At 61.9% G+C, this 15,860-nt stretch carries 16 protein-coding genes and 1 riboswitch; of the genes, 5 read left to right on the top strand and 11 right to left on the bottom strand.

The window, feature by feature from the left end; translation table 11 throughout:
* Window position 1: 1 nt before the first annotated feature.
* The 10 genes from EQW76_RS23795 to EQW76_RS23750 all read right to left on the bottom strand — a co-directional run bounded on the left by EQW76_RS23795 (window position 2) and on the right by EQW76_RS23750 (window position 8,842).
* Entirely contained in the window at window positions 2-652 is a 651-nt protein-coding gene (locus EQW76_RS23795; RefSeq protein WP_143123293.1) for an urea amidolyase associated protein UAAP2, read from the bottom strand.
* 12 nt (window positions 653-664) lie between these two features.
* Entirely contained in the window at window positions 665-1,483 is an 819-nt protein-coding gene (locus tag EQW76_RS23790; RefSeq protein ID WP_142831364.1) for an urea amidolyase associated protein UAAP1, read from the bottom strand.
* A gap of 2 nt (window positions 1,484-1,485) precedes the next feature.
* Complete coding sequence (locus EQW76_RS23785) at window positions 1,486-2,313, bottom strand: ABC transporter ATP-binding protein (RefSeq protein WP_143123292.1); 828 nt, start codon at window positions 2,311-2,313, stop codon at window positions 1,486-1,488.
* Window positions 2,310-3,128, bottom strand: a complete 819-nt coding sequence (locus tag EQW76_RS23780; protein WP_143123291.1) for an ABC transporter permease subunit — start codon at window positions 3,126-3,128, stop codon at window positions 2,310-2,312. Before EQW76_RS23780 ends, EQW76_RS23785 begins: the two co-directional genes overlap by 4 nt.
* A gap of 62 nt (window positions 3,129-3,190) precedes the next feature.
* Window positions 3,191-4,264, bottom strand: a complete 1,074-nt coding sequence (locus tag EQW76_RS23775) for a putative urea ABC transporter substrate-binding protein (protein ID WP_143123290.1) — start codon at window positions 4,262-4,264, stop codon at window positions 3,191-3,193.
* 73 nt (window positions 4,265-4,337) lie between these two features.
* A riboswitch (guanidine-I (ykkC/yxkD leader) is annotated at window positions 4,338-4,447 on the bottom strand.
* A gap of 131 nt (window positions 4,448-4,578) precedes the next feature.
* Entirely contained in the window at window positions 4,579-5,565 is a 987-nt protein-coding gene (locus EQW76_RS23770) for a GTP-binding protein (protein ID WP_143123289.1), read from the bottom strand.
* Complete coding sequence (locus EQW76_RS23765; RefSeq protein WP_142831369.1) at window positions 5,558-5,890, bottom strand: hypothetical protein; 333 nt, start codon at window positions 5,888-5,890, stop codon at window positions 5,558-5,560. The genes EQW76_RS23770 and EQW76_RS23765 overlap by 8 nt, the downstream gene beginning before the upstream one ends.
* A gap of 15 nt (window positions 5,891-5,905) precedes the next feature.
* On the bottom strand, window positions 5,906-6,787 hold the full coding sequence (locus tag EQW76_RS23760) for a polysaccharide deacetylase (protein ID WP_142831370.1): 882 nt from the start codon (window positions 6,785-6,787) through the stop codon (window positions 5,906-5,908).
* An 82-nt stretch (window positions 6,788-6,869) separates the two neighbouring features.
* Window positions 6,870-7,592 (bottom strand): response regulator transcription factor, encoded by a 723-nt coding sequence (locus tag EQW76_RS23755; RefSeq protein ID WP_111221423.1) that lies wholly within the window; start codon window positions 7,590-7,592, stop codon window positions 6,870-6,872.
* A complete protein-coding gene (locus EQW76_RS23750; RefSeq protein ID WP_142831371.1) occupies window positions 7,589-8,842 on the bottom strand; it encodes a sensor histidine kinase in 1,254 nt (417 codons plus the stop codon). The genes EQW76_RS23755 and EQW76_RS23750 overlap by 4 nt, the downstream gene beginning before the upstream one ends.
* Window positions 8,843-9,090: 248 nt before the next feature.
* Here EQW76_RS23750 and EQW76_RS23745 point away from each other — a divergent pair, with 248 nt between their 5' ends.
* The 5 genes from EQW76_RS23745 to EQW76_RS23725 all read left to right on the top strand — a co-directional run bounded on the left by EQW76_RS23745 (window position 9,091) and on the right by EQW76_RS23725 (window position 14,467).
* Window positions 9,091-10,107, top strand: coding sequence for an ABC transporter substrate-binding protein (locus EQW76_RS23745; protein WP_143123288.1), 1,017 nt, complete (start codon window positions 9,091-9,093; stop codon window positions 10,105-10,107).
* 72 nt (window positions 10,108-10,179) lie between these two features.
* On the top strand, window positions 10,180-11,646 hold the full coding sequence (locus EQW76_RS23740; RefSeq protein ID WP_142831373.1) for a sugar ABC transporter ATP-binding protein: 1,467 nt from the start codon (window positions 10,180-10,182) through the stop codon (window positions 11,644-11,646).
* Window positions 11,643-12,590 (top strand): ABC transporter permease, encoded by a 948-nt coding sequence (locus tag EQW76_RS23735; protein ID WP_142831374.1) that lies wholly within the window; start codon window positions 11,643-11,645, stop codon window positions 12,588-12,590. The genes EQW76_RS23740 and EQW76_RS23735 overlap by 4 nt, the downstream gene beginning before the upstream one ends.
* Complete coding sequence (locus EQW76_RS23730) at window positions 12,587-13,537, top strand: ABC transporter permease (protein ID WP_142831375.1); 951 nt, start codon at window positions 12,587-12,589, stop codon at window positions 13,535-13,537. The genes EQW76_RS23735 and EQW76_RS23730 overlap by 4 nt, the downstream gene beginning before the upstream one ends.
* 15 nt (window positions 13,538-13,552) lie before the next feature.
* The gene (locus EQW76_RS23725) at window positions 13,553-14,467 is read left to right on the top strand and encodes an SMP-30/gluconolactonase/LRE family protein (RefSeq protein WP_142831376.1); all 915 of its coding nucleotides are present in this window, start codon (window positions 13,553-13,555) and stop codon (window positions 14,465-14,467) included.
* A 17-nt stretch (window positions 14,468-14,484) separates the two neighbouring features.
* On the opposite strand, the gene guaD is transcribed toward EQW76_RS23725, so the two are convergent.
* Complete coding sequence (gene guaD, locus EQW76_RS23720; RefSeq protein ID WP_142831377.1) at window positions 14,485-15,855, bottom strand: guanine deaminase; 1,371 nt, start codon at window positions 15,853-15,855, stop codon at window positions 14,485-14,487.
* Window positions 15,856-15,860: the final 5 nt, after the last annotated feature.

Genomic DNA, 15,860 nt, shown 5'->3' with positions numbered 1-15,860 from the left:
GTCAGACCTCGGGATCCCAGACGAGGACACGGATGGGCGTCGGGTCGAAGCCGTTGCAGGGATTGTTGACCTGAGGGCAGTTTGAGATGACGCAAAGGACGTCCATCTCGGCCACTAGCTCGACATAATCCCCTGGCGCCGAAATGCCGTCGACGATGGTCATCTTGCCATCGGGCGATATCGGCACGTTCATGAAGAAGTTGATGTTCGGGACGATGTCGCGCTTGTCCATGCCATGCTTCGTCACCTCCAGAATGAAGTTGTCGCGGCAGGCGTGGAGGTATTTGGTGCCGTGACCGAAGCGGACCGTATTGCTTTCGCAGGAACACGCACCGGCGGACGTATCGTGACGACCACAGCTGTCAGCCGTCATCGTCAGCATCACGTTGCCTTCGCTGGAAACGATCCCGGTTCCGACGCTGACATAGGCGGCACCCTGGGTGCGCATCGTATCCTGGTTGGAATAGCGCTCACAAAAATCATCGGCACGATAGAACAGGGTGTCGATGGCCTGCTGCCCGTAGCTGTCCTCGATGCGAATTGTCTGTCCCTTGCGCACGATGCCCGACCAGGGTGCCTCGGCGGGGATGCGATGATCGGCGACGGCGTTGTCGATCGTGCGGGCGATGGAGGTCTGGATAAAGTCTGTCATGGTCGCGCTCCCTCAAGCCTGCATCATGGCGTTGTTCTCGAAGCCACGGATGGCCTCGGCAGTTGCCGTTCTTGCCAGATCCTCACCGGTCGGTGCGGGGGCGCGAAACCGGGTGATGGTCACGGGTGTGGGCGCATAGGTGGGGTTTGGGTCGAGCGGATGGGGGCAGTTGGAAAAGCCGACGAGAAGGTCCATTTCCGCCCGCAACTCGGCATAGTCGCCGCTGTTTGGAAGCTTCTTCTGCCAATGGACCCCCCCGTCCTCGTCGAGGCTGACCGGTGCGAACAGGTTCAGCATGCCGGGAATGTCGCGGCGCTGGAGGCCGAGCTTGCCAGCCAGCAGAACGAGGTTGTCTCTGGTGTTGCGTGTCTTGACGCCCGAATATTTCATCGCATTCGAGGCGGCGTTCGAGCCGCCCATCAGGCAATCATGGGTACCGGCGCTATCTTCGGTGATCGAAAACATCACACGGCCCATGTCGGAAAACAGCACGCGGCCTTTGCTAAGTGCCGTCGTCCACTGGATTTTGGCTGTGTCGACAAGGTTCAGGCGCTCGCTGGTGTCGGCAGCATTCCAGGCAACGAGGGCGACTGTCGACGTGCCCTCCTTCTGGTCGATCCTCAGCCCCTCACCACGCTTGAGCAACGTGGACCAGTACCATCCGCCCGGAATGACCTCCTGATGGATGATCGTGTTAGCGGGAATTTCCGGGGCCGGCACCGGGCTTGGCGCCGGCAGGGTCTTTGGCGCAAAGTCGAGGCCGCGGCGCTGGTGCTCTTCGTAGCGCGCCCGGTCTGCTGCTATCTCGTCAGTCGTGCGATGGATGTGCATGGCTATTTCTCCTCTGTCTCACGGATTGCCAGGTCGTCCTGGCGAGGGCCCAGAGAGGGAACCGGGCCGTCCCGGTCAGGGCTGGACGCTATCGATGATCCGGCGCGCCGCGGCGGCCAGATCGAGATGTCGTTGGTGATCGTCGCGCCGTAGCGGATTTTCTCCTCCGGCCGATCGCGCGGCCGCTCGAAGGCAATGACTCGCGTGGCGAGCGTGAAGGCCTCCCGCATGTCGTGGGTCACCATGACGACGGTCATCTGCGTCTCATGCCAGAGGCGCTTCATCAGCGTGTGGATTTCCGCGCGGATGCCGGGATCGAGCGCGCCGAAGGGCTCGTCGAGAAGCAGCACCTTCGGTGTCATGATCAGCGCCTGCGCAAGGGCGAGGCGTTGCTGCATGCCGCCGGACAGCTGGGCTGGATATTTGGTTTCCGATGTGGAAAGGCCGACTTGCGCAATCAGCGCCCGTGCCTCCTCTATCGCCCGCCGGCGCGAGGCGCCCCTGAGCTTTGCCGTGAGCGGCGAGGCGGTCATTTCCTTGCCGAGGAGCACGTTTCCGAGCACGGTTAGATGCGGGAAGACCGAATAGCGCTGGAAGACGACGCCGCGATCGCGTCCGGGTTCAGACGGCAGCGGCGTTCCATCCAGCAAGATGCGTCCGCGCGTCGGCTGCTCCTGTCCGAGCAGCATGCGCAGGAACGTGCTCTTGCCGCAGCCGGACGGGCCGACAAGGGCCACGAAGGCGCGCGGCTCGACCGTCAGCGAGACGTTCTCCAGGACGATCTGATCGCCGTATTCTTTCCAGACGTTTTCGATGACCAGTGCGCTCATCCCTGTTTCTCCAGTGCGGACCAGGGAAAGACGGCGATGCGGATCTGATCGAGCAGGACATTGGCGATGACGGCCAAAAGCGTGATCCAGACGACATAGGGAAAGATCACGTCCATCGAGAGATAACGGCGAACCAGAAATATCCGGTAGCCGAGCCCGGCATCGGACGAAATCGCCTCGGCAGCGATGAGGAACAGCCAGGCCGGGCCGAGCTGCAGCCTGATGCTGATGATCAGGCGTGGCAGGATCTGCGGCAGCACGACGCGCAGGGCGATCTGCCAGGACGAGCCCCCGAGCGTCTCCGCCTTGACGATCTGCTCGCGGGGCAGCTCGAGCGCATGGAGGGCGAGGTCACGGATCATCGTCGGCGCGATCCCGATCACGATGAGGGCAATCTTCGACGTTTCGCCAAGCCCCAGCACAATAAACAGGATCGGAAGCAGCGCCAATGGCGGCACCATGGAGATGACGGCGACGAAGGGCGAAAGCAATGCGCGGAGATAAGGCAGCATGCCGATCGCCATGCCGATTGCTAGCGCAATCCCCGTCGCGATCCCCAGGCCGGCCAGAAGACGCTCAAGGCTTGCGGCGGTATCGCCCCAGAAGAGATAGTCGCCGGTGCGCGTATCCGGCAGAAAGGCGATCCGGTTTATCGCATCGGCAAATTGCGTAAGGCCGGGCAAGAGCTTGTCATTGGCATTCTCGGCGAGCCGCGTAACCGACCCTACGGTATAGGCGACCGCAAGCAGGGCGAATGGCAGCAGTGTCAATGCCAGCCGGGCACCCGGGCTGGGCTTGGTGTTGATCCATCGCAAGGCGTTGGCTCCGCGTTTCGAGTGGACGGGAGCGGCACGGGCGCGCCGCTCCTGCATGGCGGTCAGAGCGCGCCGTCGGCCGCGGCCTTCATGTAGGTTTCGGTGAAGCGGAGCTTGACGTTGCCCTTGTCGCCGAGCACCTTGCCGTCCGGCATTTCAATGCCGATGACATCGGCGGATGCCGCACCGCTGCCCAGCAGGCCCTTGGTGAAGAGGAAGTTGCGGACGAGATCCATGGTCTTCGGCAGGGTGGCCGAAGCCGTAAAGGTCACCGCGTCGGAAGGCTTGGAAAAGAGCTTGGTGGCGGCGAGTTGTGATTCGAAGCCCTTGAGATCGGTGCCGGACGCTGTTCCCATCGCGAGACGGGCTGCCTTTCCTTCGTCGTTTTCGGCCGTCATCAAGGCTGCCGTTTCGTACCAGATGCCAGCAAGAGCCTTGCCGAAATTCGGGTTTTCCTTCAGCACGGTGGAGTTGGCGACCATGAGATCCATGATCTCGCCCGGGATCTGCGAGCTGTCGAAAACCTTCTTGGCCGTCGGGTCTTCGAGAATGGTCGAGACCAGTGGGTTCCAGGTGACAACTGCCGAGACGTCGGCTGTCTTGTAGGCGGCAACCATATCGGCGTCGGAGGTGTTGACGACCTTGATGTCCGCTTCCGTCAGGTTGAGGCTCTGCAATGCGCGAGCCAGCAGATATTCGGAGACCGAGTACTGGACGAGATTGACGGGCTGCCCCTTGATGTCGGCGAGCTTGTCCTTGCTTTTGAGGATAACCGCGTCATTGCCGTTGGAGAAGTCGCCGACGATGACAGCCGTAGTGTCCACGCCGCCGGCGGCCGGGATCGACAGGCCGTCCATATTGGTGAGGGTGACCGCATCGAAGGCGCCTGCGGTGTACTGGTTCATCGATTCGACATAGTCGTTGAACTGCGTGACATCGATCTTGATGCGGTATTTGTCGGCCCATTTCTTGACAATGCCGTGATCTGCCGCATAGCCCCACGGCATCCAGCCGACATAGATCGACCAGGCGACCTTGAATTCTGTTTTCGGAGCGGCAGCCGCACCCTGTGCAAGGCCGATGGCCAGAGAGGCAGCCAAGGCCGCGACGGAAAATGCTTTCGAAATGCTCTGCATGACAATTCCCCTTTTGCTTTAACTCAAAAAGGGATTGGCACAGACTCACGCAGCCAATCCCTTGGCTAACGAGGTCTCCCGGGCTTTTCTCCCGCCGTGCACCCGGCGGGATTTCTCTCCCGACCGGTGGTAGCTCTCGGACCAGCACGCCATGATAGCGCCGGAACCCTAGCCACCAACTCTGAAATAAGACAAGCAAACCCCGTGCCAGTTTTTTGGGGTTGAAATCTCTGGGTTATTTGGATCAGCAGTCAAAACTGCACACAGTTTCGGTGGCAGATGACGATTATATGGGCAGGCGAGACGATCAGGCGTCAGCCGAGGGCATTGAAGGCTTGGAAGGATCGAACGATCAGAGAAGGGTCGATGCCGTCGATGATGAAGACAACGGCCGAATGACGGTCCTGCGAGGGCCAGGCCTGCATATGTGTTGGCGGATGCACGAGATACTGGACGCCGTGGATGGCGACGGGCCGGGGCTCGCCGGCGACATTGAGGATGCCTTTTACCCGGAGGATCCTGTCCCCATGGCGATTGAGCAGCATCGTCAGCCATATGCCGAAGGCGGTCCAATCGACTGCGGTCTCTGCCTTAAGAACGAAGGATTGGATCTTTCCCGTGTGGATCGAACCATCGCCGACCAGCGGCTCGTCGCAGCGGAACAGGCTCATCTCTCCGCTGGCATCATCGACCAGCAGACGTCGTAGATCGAGATCGTCACCAGCGCCGCGCAGGATCGTCGCATCCGGATTGAGCGCGCGGATGGCCGCAACCGCACTGTCTTCCTGTGACTGTGATGAAAGGTCGGTCTTGGTGAGCACGATACGGTCGGCAACCGACACTTGGCGCGCGAATTCCGCACGGCTGCGCTGCACAGTCGCGTTAACGGCATCGACCGTTGCGATGGTGGTCGCTGCCTTGAAGTGATGGCGCAGAACCGGGTCGGCCTTCAGAGTCGACAATACGGGAAAGGGATCGGCAAGGCCGGTGCTTTCGATGACGACGCGGTCGAAGGCGGGCACGAGACCCTCGTCTCGCTTGGCGTGGAGGTCGCGCAGTGCCTCGGCCAGTTCGCCGCGCACGGTGCAGCAGAGACAGCCCGATTGCAGCAGCACCATGGTCTCGTCGATCCGCTCGAGCAGGTGATGATCAAGGCCGATTTCGCCGAATTCGTTGATCAAAACGGCGGTGTTGGCCATGGCCGGATCCCCCAGCATACGGCGAAGCAGTGTGGTCTTGCCCGAGCCCAGAAAGCCGGTCAGGAGATTGACCGGCGTGAAGGCGGGGTAATCATCAGCCATTCGCCTCCGCCTCCAGCCTGTCGAGCAACGGTAGCGCCAGCGGATCGAGCGGCCTGCCCGCCAGCGTCTCGGCTGCCGGCCACAAATGGCCGAGATCCTCGATGATCTCGGTTTTGCCGGTCCGGGTGGACAGCAGAAACGATGTGCCCTGCCAGTCCGAGAGGGAAAGGCCGAAGGCCGCCAGCACGCGGTTGGCGATGCGCACGCGCGCCGCCCTTTCCCGCCGCCGATCGATGCGCTCGGTGTTGCGCGTGTAGACGCCGGGACGGGCAATGGCATCGGCCCAATGCTCGTTGCCCCCGAGAATGCCGCAAAGCGAGCACATCGATCTGTCCGCCTTCTAGGATTTGCGCGGAAAGCGGGCCGCGAAATCGTCGGCGATCTCGTTCATGGTGACGAATTTGACGCCGGGGTGCTTGCTCATATGGGCAAACAGGCGCTCCAGCATCATCAGCACCTGAGGGCGCCCGGCGACATCGGGGTGAATGGTGATCGGAAAGACCGCATAGTCCATCTCGCGGTAGACCCAGTCGAACTGGTCGCGCCACATTTGCTCGATGTCGTGCGGGTTGACGAAGCCGTGGCTGTTGGGCGACTTCTTGATGAACATCATCGGCGGCAGGTCGTCGAGATACCAGGAGGCGGGGATCTCGATGAGGTCGGTTTCCTGGCCGCGCTTCAATGGTACCATCCACTCCGACGGCTTCTTCGAGTAATCGATCTTCGTCCAGCTGTCGCCGACGCGGACGCGATAGGGTGTAAAGTCGTTGTGCATCAGGGAGTGGTCATACTTGATACCGCGCTCCAGCAGCAATTCGTTGGTGACGTTGGAGAATTCCCACCATGGTGCGACATAGCCGGTCGGTCGCTTGCCGGAGAGCTTGGTAACGAGATCGATGCAGTGGTCGAGCACCTCGACCTCCTGCTCGCGCGTCATGGCGATCGGATTTTCATGGGTGTAGCCGTGGATGCCGATCTCGTGGCCGGCATCCGCGACGGCCTTCATCTGCTCTGGAAAGGTTTCGATGGAATGGCCGGGAATGAACCAGGTCGTCTTGATGCCGAACCGGTCGAACAGCTTCACAAGCCGTGGGCTGCCAACTTCACCGGCGAAAAGCCCGCGCGAAATATCGTCCGGCGAATCCTCGCCCCCGTAGGAGCCGAGCCAGCCGGCGACCGCATCGACATCGATGCCGAAGCTGCAGAAAATTTCCTTTGCCATTTTATAACTCCTTGTCTTCAGACTTTTACGGCGCGAGGCCATCGGGAATTGCCAGTCGCTCAGATGTTCACTCCGGCGCGGCTCACAGGGAGGCAAGCCATTCGGAGAGTTCCGTCTCTGCGCGCTCCAGGGCACTGTAGTTCAACAATTTGCGCAACATTGCGACGGTCACCGCCCTGGCCCTCAGATTGAAGCGACCGTCCTCATGATCCTCGGCGGAATTTTGGTAAACCTCAAGCTTTTCGTAGAGTTGCTGCAGCCTGTTCTGGACGCTGCGCAGCGATAGGTTTCGCCGGCGGGCGATCGTGCGGTCGGTCAGCCCCAAAGCTATGTCCACCAGGATCTCGTATTCCGTATCGCTGAACCCCTTTGCTTGGCCGAGGCTCTTCTGCTGCATGCCGCGAACCTCGCGGTCGATGACGCATTGCGCCTCGATGAAGATGCTGCGCAACGCCAGCCTCAGACGTTCGTCGGAGGCCGACTTGAGAACGTAGCCATAGGCGGCTCCATCCGGCACGATACGCGATACGCCGCGCACATAGGCCTCGTCGGAATAGTTCGACCAAAAGAGGATGCGCGTGTCCGGTCGCTCGTTCCAGATCGTTCGCGCGGCTTCGATGCCGTTGCGGTTGTTCATTTGCAGATCCATGACGACATGGGCGGATTTGTTTTCCCGCGCCAGCTTCTCGCCCTCCTTGCCGTTCTGCGCCTCCAGGATTGTTTCGCATTCCGGCAGGGAGGCGCCGATTGCCTCGTGGAGATAGGAGCGATGCAGGGGATCGTCCTCGACAATCAGAACTTTCATGCGTGCAGCCTCGATTTGCCGTCACGAGGGGACGGCTGTTCTGCGATGGGCAGGTGGATGGACACGACGGAGCCGCGGGCTTGGCGCCCGTCGCCGACGGAAAATCCAGCGGAAATGAGCTGCGCGCGCGTCTGCATATTGTCGATGCCGGCGCCACGGCGGCGGCCCGGCCTGTCGATACCGATGCCGTCATCGCGTACCTCGATGGAAATGCCGTCCGCCCGGCCCGTCAGCGTTACGGTGATGTGGTCGGCCTGCGCGTGACGCACAGCATTGTTGATGGCTTCCTGCACGATCCTGAACAGCGCTATGCTAACCGTCGGCTCCAGTCTGTCGATTACCCCGCCGGTGTTGTCGACGAGCTTTTGGGCTATTGACAACCCGCTATCCCGGATCGAACGATCCAGCTCGTTTTCGACTGCCTGCGCAAAACCGAACAGCTGCAGCACGGAGGGCTTGGCCTCCTCGATGATCTGGCGAAGGTCCTGCATGCAATGCTGCAGACTGCGGGCCAGCGGCTCCAGCGCCTCGCCGGAGATCTTCTGCTCGTGGGTCAACCTCTCCAGGCGCCGCGACAGTCGGGTCAGGTCCGCCAATGTCTGGTCGTGAAGATCCATGCCGATCCGCTGGCGCTCCAGTTCCAGCGCCTCGGTCAACTTGAGCGCGCCGAGCCGCAGGCCCTCTTCGCGGGCTCGCGCTTCCGCCTCGACGATCGCCCATTGCTGGGCCTGCTCGGCGGCGCGCAAGGCGAAGAAATAGGGCGACAGCAGGTCTGCGATCGACCGCGCATTGGCCACGTCGTCGAGGCCATAAAGTGCAACGGCGTGCGCCGAGCAGCTGAGCGCGCCGATCACGTCACCTTCGACCTTGAGCGGAACATGCAGGCGGCTGCGCAGGGCTTGGTCGAAGATTGGGCGCACGAAGGCACCGTCGAAGTTGAAGCGCGGATCGACGCAGGCATCGTCGGTCAGGAGGTAGCCGACCTCGCCCCAGAGAAGGCTGCGGATGGGGCTTCCCGACACCAGCGCCGGCGGGTTGTTGCCCCATGCGGTTTCAATGCCGGTCTCGTAGGCGGTGTGATACTTGCCGCCATGCATGATGATGCAGACGTCCAGATGATCGTGGGGAATGATATGGGAGATCTCCGCTGCCACCGCGCGAATGGCAGAGCGGAACTCCAGCTGTCCCGCCAGCACGCGGGAAATTCCGAGATAATGGTCGAGAAGCGCCGAGGGCGCCAACTTGAGCATGGTTCCTCCTCCAGCCGTTCCCTCCCAGGTCGCGGCTCAGTCCGTTCTGCCCAGTAAGCGCCAGGTGGTGGCACCCCGTCCTGCAGGATCCCGCAGCAATTACAGGAATTGCCGCAAATGCAATGCCGCATTGTTACTATACAACCCCGCCAATCTATAACATCCTGATGGGGTCGAGAGGAGGAACTCGACGTTTGACACAAACTATCCGCCCGGGAGGGGATTTCGGGTCAACAGGGAGAGAGACAATGAATTTCAGAAATCTGCTTCTGACGTCGGTGACGCTTGCCTGCGTGGCGCTGCCCGCAGCTGCCATGGCCGACACGTCCGCCAAGAAGATTGCGCTGTCCAACAACTACGCCGGAAACTCGTGGCGCCAGGCCATGCTGACCAGCTGGGAAAAGGTCACCGGCGAAGCCGTCAAGTCCGGCGTCGTCGCTGCCGCAGACCCATTCACCACGTCTGAAAACCAGGCGACCGAGCAGGCAGCCCAGATCCAGAACATGATCCTTCAGGGTTACAACGCCATCGTCATCGATGCGGCGTCGCCGACGGCGCTGAATGGCGCCATCAAAGAGGCCTGCGATGCCGGCATCGTCGTCGTCTCGTTCGACGGCATCGTGACCGAACCCTGTGCCTGGCGCATCGCCGTCGACTTCAAGGGCATGGGCGAAAGCCAGGTCGACTACCTCGCCAAGAAGATCCCCGCCGGTGGTAACCTGCTTGAGATCCGCGGCCTCGCCGGCGTCTCCGTCGACGATGAAATCTCCGCCGGTATCCATGCGGGCGTCGCCAAATTTCCGCAGTTCAAGATCGTCGGCTCCGTTCACGGCGACTGGGCGCAGGATGTTGCGCAGAAGGCCGTTGCCGGCATCCTGCCGAGCCTGCCGGAAGTGGCAGCCGTCGTGACCCAGGGTGGCGACGGTTATGGCGCGGCCCAGGCCTTCGAGGCGGCAAAACGTCCCATCCCGACCATCGTCATGGGCAATCGCCAGGATGAACTCGTCTGGTGGAAGAAGCAGAAGGACGCCACCAAGTACGAAACCATGTCGGTGTCCATCGCTCCCGGCGTTTCGACGCTGGCCTTCTGGGTCGCGCAACAGATCCTCGACGGAAAGACCGTGAAGAAGGACCTGGTGGTGCCGTTCCTGACAATCAACCAGGACAATCTCGAGGCCAACCTTGCGACCACCCCCTCGGGGGGTGTCGCCAATGTCGAGTACTCGCTGGCCGATACGCAGAAAGTCATCGCTGACAGCAAGTAAAACCCATCCTCCCACCGCCTTGCGCCGCCCGATTGACCTCGGGCGGTCGGTCCTTCAGAGGGAGATCCAGTCATGGACGTGAAAACGCACGGCCCGGCCGTCGTTGAGGTGAGCGACGCCAAGGTGCATTTCGGCGCAGTCAAGGCGCTGGACGGCGTAACCATCCGTATTGCCGCCGGCGAATGCGTCGGCCTCGTCGGTCACAACGGCGCGGGGAAATCGACAATCGTCAACATCATCAACGGCGGGCTGACACTGCATTCCGGTAGCGTCAGTTGCGGTGGCGAGAAGATCGAGCGCTACGGTATCGCTGCCGCGCGAAGCCACGGCGTGCGATGCGTTTTCCAGGAATTGTCGCTTTGTCCCAACCTGACCGTCATCGAGAACACCCGCGTCATGCATCGCGGCTTGACCGGCTGGGGTTGGCGCAGGCGTGCCGCCGCCATCATCGGCCAGTCTCTGGATGCGATTTTCCCAGGCCATGGCATCAAGCCGGAAGCCACCATCGGCGACCTCTCGATTGCCGAACGGCAGATGGTCGAGATCGCCACGGCATTCTCCACTATCTCCACTCCGGTCAAGCTGGTGATCCTCGATGAGCCCACCTCGTCACTGGACGCAAGCCTTGCGGCGCAATTGCTCGCCTATGTGCGTGTCTTCGTGAAAAACGGCGGGTCGATCATCCTGATCTCCCATATCCTCGGTGAAATCCTGTCGGCAACCGACCGGGTCATCGTCATGAAGGACGGCAAGGTCGTCGCCGAGAAACCGTCCGCTGCATTCGATCATCACAGCCTGGTGGCCGTCATGGGCAGTGTCGTCAAGGCACGCGACGCCGCGCCGGCGCGCGCCCGGGCACACCAAGCCCCGCCTCTGCTGTCAGCTCCCCCACGCAAAGGCAAGGGATTGCCGTTCAGCGCGTTCCCGGGCGAACTCGTCGGACTGGCAGGGCTCGGGGGCCATGGACAGACGGATATCCTCCTCGAGCTTTATCTGGCGCGCACCGGCAACTGGATGCGGCGGCGCGATGCCGAGGTGACCTTCGTTGCCGGCGACCGCGCTCTCAACGGTGTCTTTCCGCTATGGAGCATTCTGAAGAACCTCACCATTGCCAATCTCAACGACCTGTCTCCGGGCGGAATGCTGCGAGACGCTAAGGAAGAGACGCTCGGCATGTCGTGGAAGGAAAGGATCGAGATCCGCACCAAGGACATGGACAATCGCATTCTGTCGCTCTCAGGCGGCAACCAGCAGAAGGTGCTTTTCGCCCGCGCGCTGGCAACGACTGCGCCCGTCGTGCTCATGGACGATCCGATGCGCGGTGTCGATGTCGGCACCAAGCAGGAAGTCTACGCCATCATCAGGGCTGAAGCGGCCAAGGGACGGACCTTCGTGTGGTATTCGACGGAGATGGAAGAGGTCAGTCTTTGCGACCGCGTTTTCGTTTTTAACGAAGGCGTCATCGTCCGCGAACTCGTCGGCCCCGAAGTGACCGAGGAAAACATTCTGTCAGCGTCCTTCACGGGAGTGGCGGCATGAAGCTTCGCCTGTCTTCGGATACCATCCGCCTCGTCATTCCCGCCCTGTCGCTGACAATCCTGCTCATTTCAGTCTTCTATCTGCAGCCACGTGCGATGAGCTACATCGGCCTGAACCTGCTGTTCAATCTGGCGGTTCCGATTGCACTCGCGACAATCGCCCAGATGCTGGTCATGACCGTCAACGATCTCGATCTCTCCATGGGCTCGTTCGTCAGCTTCATCGCCTGCGTCACGGCGACCTTCCTGCAATCCGATCCGGCACTGGGCATCGCCATTCTGCTGGCCGCCGTCGCTGTCTATGCCGGTCTCGGCGTGCTCATCCACATCCGCGACCTGCCATCCATCGTCGTCACGCTCGGCATGAGCTTCGTCTGGAGCGGACTGGCCATCCTGCTGCTGCCGGCACCGGGAGGGCATGCGCCGGACTGGGCGAGGGCGGTTATGACGTCAAAGCCGCCGCTGGTGCCGATGGCCATCGTCGCCAGCGTCATCATCGCGCTGTTCTCGCATTTCCTCATTATGCGCTCCTCGTTCGGCGTCATCCTGCGCGGCGTCGGCGGCAACGCACGTTCTGTCGAGCGCGCCGGCTGGTCGATCCTAGCGGCAAGGGCAGCGACCTATGCGCTGGCCGCCTTTTTCGCCATTCTGGCCGGAATTGCCCTTGTCGGCCTGACGACGTCGGCCGATGCCAACATTGCGTTGCGCTACACGCTGTTGTCGATTGCCGGTGTCATTCTCGGCGGCGGCGAGTTCGTCGGCGGCCGCGTTTCGCCCATCGGTGCAGTCATCGGCGCGCTGACCTTGACACTTGCGGGCTCGTTCCTGTCGTTCCTGCGCATTTCGTCGGATTGGCAGATCGGCGCGCAGGGGGCGATCCTTATCGTCGTGCTCGGGCTGCGACTGCTGCTCAACCGCATGGAAAAAAGGGAGAAGCGCGCATGACAATCCTCACCTCGCTCATGCGCAAGCCATGGATCTGGTCCTTCGTCGCTGCCTTCGTCGTCTGGTTCGTCACCATCCTGTTTACCGGCGGCGCCAGCACATTGGGTCTCAGCCAGGCAGCGCTGACCTTCGCCGCGTTCTCGATCGTGGTCGGCGTCGGTCAGATGTTCGTCATCACCCTCGGCCCGGGCAATATCGATCTGTGCGTGCCCGCAACGATGACGCTGTCGGGCACAGTCGCGCTGAAATTCATGGCGGGCGAAAACGCGCTGATCGCCATGGGCCTGCTGGTGGCTGTCGCCGTCGGCCTAGCAGTGGGGCTCGGCAATTACGCGCTGATCAAGCTCCTAAGGATCCCGCCAATCATCGCCACCCTGTCAATGAGCTTCATCGTGCAGTCGACCGCCATCTGGACGAACCGCGGCCTGCGGATCAAACCGCCGGAGGCGCTGGCAAGCTTTTCGACAGGAACGACGCTGGGCCTGCCGAACGTCGCGCTCCTGGCGCTCGTTCTATCGCTCCTCGCTTATGTGCTGCTGCAAAGAACCGTCTATGGGCGCTGGGCCGCCGCAATCGGCCAGAGCATCAATGCTGCGCGCATGGCCGGCATACCGGTCGATGGCGTCCGGCTGACAACCTACGTGCTCTGTGCCGTGCTCGCCGCCGTCTGCGGCTATCTGCTGGCGAGCTTCTCCGGCGGTGCCGCGCTCAACATGGGCCAGGAATATCTTTTGATGTCGATTGCCGTCGTCGTCATCGGCGGCACGGCGGTTGCCGGTGGGGACAGCAATGTCGCCGGCATATGGGGCGCGTCGCTGTTCATGTTCCTCGTCGTCTCCATGCTCAACACCTACGGCTTTGGCGCGGGCATCCGCCTCGTCATGACCGGTCTCATCATCATCGGCGTCATCGTCGTCGCCGGTGGACGCAGTCTTCGAAATCACTGAACGCGGAATATCCTCATGACCGACGCATCCCCATTCGAAGTTCACGACCCACGCTTTACGGCGCTGTTTGTCGGCAGTGCCCGGCTGGAAGAGCTCTACAGTGGTTGCCGCTGGGCGGAAGGCCCGGTCTGGTTCGACGATGCGCAACATCTTCTGTGGAGCGATATTCCGAACCAGAAGATGATGCGCTGGGTGCCGGATGGCGGCGTCTCGGTTTTCCGTCACGCTTCGAACTTCAGCAACGGAAATACGCGCGACCGAGAGGGCCGGCTGATCTCCTGCGAGCACGGCACACGCCGCGTCACTCGCACGGAGGTGGATGGCAGCATCACTGTTCTTGCCCACAGCTTCGAAGGCAGACGCCTGAACTCCCCCAACGATGTGATCGTCCGCTCGGACGGGACGATCTGGTTCACCGACCCGACCTACGGGATCCTGTCGGACTACGAGGGCTACAAGTCCGATCCAGAGCAGGGCCAGCGCAACGTCTTTCGGCTGGATCCCGAAACCGGCGATCTCACCGCTGTCGTCAGCGACTTCCTGCAGCCAAATGGGCTCGCCTTTTCGCCGGATGAGACAAAGCTCTACATTGCCGATAGCGGGGCCAGCCACGAGCCGTCAGCGCCACGCCACATCCGGGTCTTCGACGTCGTCGACGGCCGCAGCCTTGCGAACCCGAAGGTGTTCTGCCACATCGATGCAGGCATACCGGATGGCATCCGGTTCGATAACCAGGGCAACCTTTGGTCGAGTGCTGCGGACGGTGTGCATTGCTTCTCGCCAGAGGGTGTCTTGTTCGGCAAGATCAAGGTGCCGCAAACCGTTGCCAACCTCACCTTCGGCGGACCACGCCGCAACCGCCTCTTCATAACAGCGACGACCTCTGTCTACGCCGTCTATCTCACGACAAACGGCGCGCAGCGCCCGTAGGGCGAGCCGCTGGCTGATCACCCAGCGGTCAGCCTGTCCAACCCGTCGACCCACACGGCCGAGACGTTTGCCCGTGAGGCCGTGTAGATGATCTTCTGGAGGATCTGCTCACCGTGGTCGAACTCGTCCCAAAGGCGCACCGTCCCGCCTTCGGCCTCGACATCGATGACGACGGCGTCGAATTTGTAGCCGGGCGTGAACTGGCCGATGGGCAGGTCGAGGGCCACCCCACCCCCTGTGGTCGCGATGTAGAATGCATCGCGAAAATCGATCTGTGCGGGACCGAAGGTCGATCGGACACCCGCAGCCAGTGTCGGATCCACACCGCTCTGCAACATGCGCGAGGCAAGGACGGCGCCTCGGCAATTTTCAAGCATCGACGCGCTCGGACCGCCGGAAATATCGGTGCCCAAGCCAACATGAACGCCTTTTTCGAGCGCTGCCAGGAGTGGGAAGACGGCGTTGGCGAAATAGGCGTTGGACAGAGGGCAATGGGCGATGGCGGCCTTGCGGACGCGGATTGTTTCGATGTCGTCGGCCGTCAGGAAATTGGCATGGGCGAGAACCGTCTTGCGCCCGAGCAGTCCGAACCGGTCGAGCATGTCGGTGTCGGTAGACCCGTAGCGGTCGAGCACGTAGCCATGCGCCCAGTCGCTCTCCGAACAATGGGTCTGGACATGGCAACCGCATTCACTGGCGATGGCACCGAGCCCCTCGAGCGTCGCATCCGTGCAGGACGGAATGAAGCGTGGCGTCACCACCGGCAGAACGCGATCGGCGCCATTGTCCGGATGGCTGCGGATATGGTCCACCAGCGCCCGCGTGCCCTCCAAAGCCGCCTCGGTCGATGCGTCGCGATAATAGTCCGGGCACTCGTCGGCATTGTCCATTGCGACTTTGCCGATCAATGCCCGCTGGCCTTTCTCGAGGCAGAGATCCACCAGCAGGCGCGTCGCCTCCTGGTGGACTGTCGCGAAATAGAGGGCGGTGGTCGTGCCGTTCGCCAGCAGGTCGTCGACCAGCAGTCCGTAGCTACGCCTTGCAAAGGCCAGGTTCTGGTAGCGGGCCTCGAGCGGGAAGGTATAGGTCTGCAACCAGACCTCGAGCGGCACGTCGAGCGCGCTTCCCAGTTGCGGGTATTGCGGCGCATGTACGTGCAGGTCGACGAAGCCCGGCAGGAGGTAGGCGGTGCGGGAAAGGGTGACGAGCCGCCCGTCGGTCTCGCGGACCCGGCGAATTTCGTCATAACTGGGTTCGCCTGGCCGGACTATGGCTTCGATCCGGCCGTCACCGTCGATGTCGATCAAGACGTCCTGCAGGATATCGATGGTGCCGCGTTCCGGCGTGTGAAAGCCGCTGGCGCTCAGTGTCCGGTTGCAAAGATCCATGGGGT

The sequence above is a fragment of the Rhizobium sp. rho-13.1 genome (assembly GCF_007000305.1).
GTDB classification, from domain to species: domain Bacteria; phylum Pseudomonadota; class Alphaproteobacteria; order Rhizobiales; family Rhizobiaceae; genus Rhizobium; species Rhizobium rhododendri.
The sequence above is the reverse complement of the archived record's forward strand: the minus strand, read 5'-3'. Positions and strand labels throughout refer to the sequence as shown.

Excerpts from the sequence above, each read along its gene's own strand:
- EQW76_RS23730 (WP_142831375.1), top strand. The coding sequence starts at position 12,587 with ATGACAATCCTCACCTCGCTCATGCGCAAGCCATGGATCTGGTCCTTC.
- EQW76_RS23750 (WP_142831371.1), bottom strand. The coding sequence starts at position 8,842 with ATGCTCAAGTTGGCGCCCTCGGCGCTTCTCGACCATTATCTCGGAATT.
- EQW76_RS23760 (WP_142831370.1), bottom strand. The coding sequence starts at position 6,787 with ATGGCAAAGGAAATTTTCTGCAGCTTCGGCATCGATGTCGATGCGGTC.
- EQW76_RS23735 (WP_142831374.1), top strand. The coding sequence starts at position 11,643 with ATGAAGCTTCGCCTGTCTTCGGATACCATCCGCCTCGTCATTCCCGCC.
- EQW76_RS23790 (WP_142831364.1), bottom strand. The coding sequence starts at position 1,483 with ATGCACATCCATCGCACGACTGACGAGATAGCAGCAGACCGGGCGCGC.
- EQW76_RS23775 (WP_143123290.1), bottom strand. The coding sequence starts at position 4,264 with ATGCAGAGCATTTCGAAAGCATTTTCCGTCGCGGCCTTGGCTGCCTCT.
- EQW76_RS23770 (WP_143123289.1), bottom strand. The coding sequence starts at position 5,565 with ATGGCTGATGATTACCCCGCCTTCACGCCGGTCAATCTCCTGACCGGC.
- EQW76_RS23785 (WP_143123292.1), bottom strand. The coding sequence starts at position 2,313 with ATGAGCGCACTGGTCATCGAAAACGTCTGGAAAGAATACGGCGATCAG.
- EQW76_RS23745 (WP_143123288.1), top strand. The coding sequence starts at position 9,091 with ATGAATTTCAGAAATCTGCTTCTGACGTCGGTGACGCTTGCCTGCGTG.
- EQW76_RS23725 (WP_142831376.1), top strand. The coding sequence starts at position 13,553 with ATGACCGACGCATCCCCATTCGAAGTTCACGACCCACGCTTTACGGCG.
- EQW76_RS23765 (WP_142831369.1), bottom strand. The coding sequence starts at position 5,890 with ATGTGCTCGCTTTGCGGCATTCTCGGGGGCAACGAGCATTGGGCCGAT.
- EQW76_RS23755 (WP_111221423.1), bottom strand. The coding sequence starts at position 7,592 with ATGAAAGTTCTGATTGTCGAGGACGATCCCCTGCATCGCTCCTATCTC.
- EQW76_RS23795 (WP_143123293.1), bottom strand. The coding sequence starts at position 652 with ATGACAGACTTTATCCAGACCTCCATCGCCCGCACGATCGACAACGCC.
- guaD (WP_142831377.1), bottom strand. The coding sequence starts at position 15,855 with ATGGATCTTTGCAACCGGACACTGAGCGCCAGCGGCTTTCACACGCCG.
- EQW76_RS23740 (WP_142831373.1), top strand. The coding sequence starts at position 10,180 with ATGGACGTGAAAACGCACGGCCCGGCCGTCGTTGAGGTGAGCGACGCC.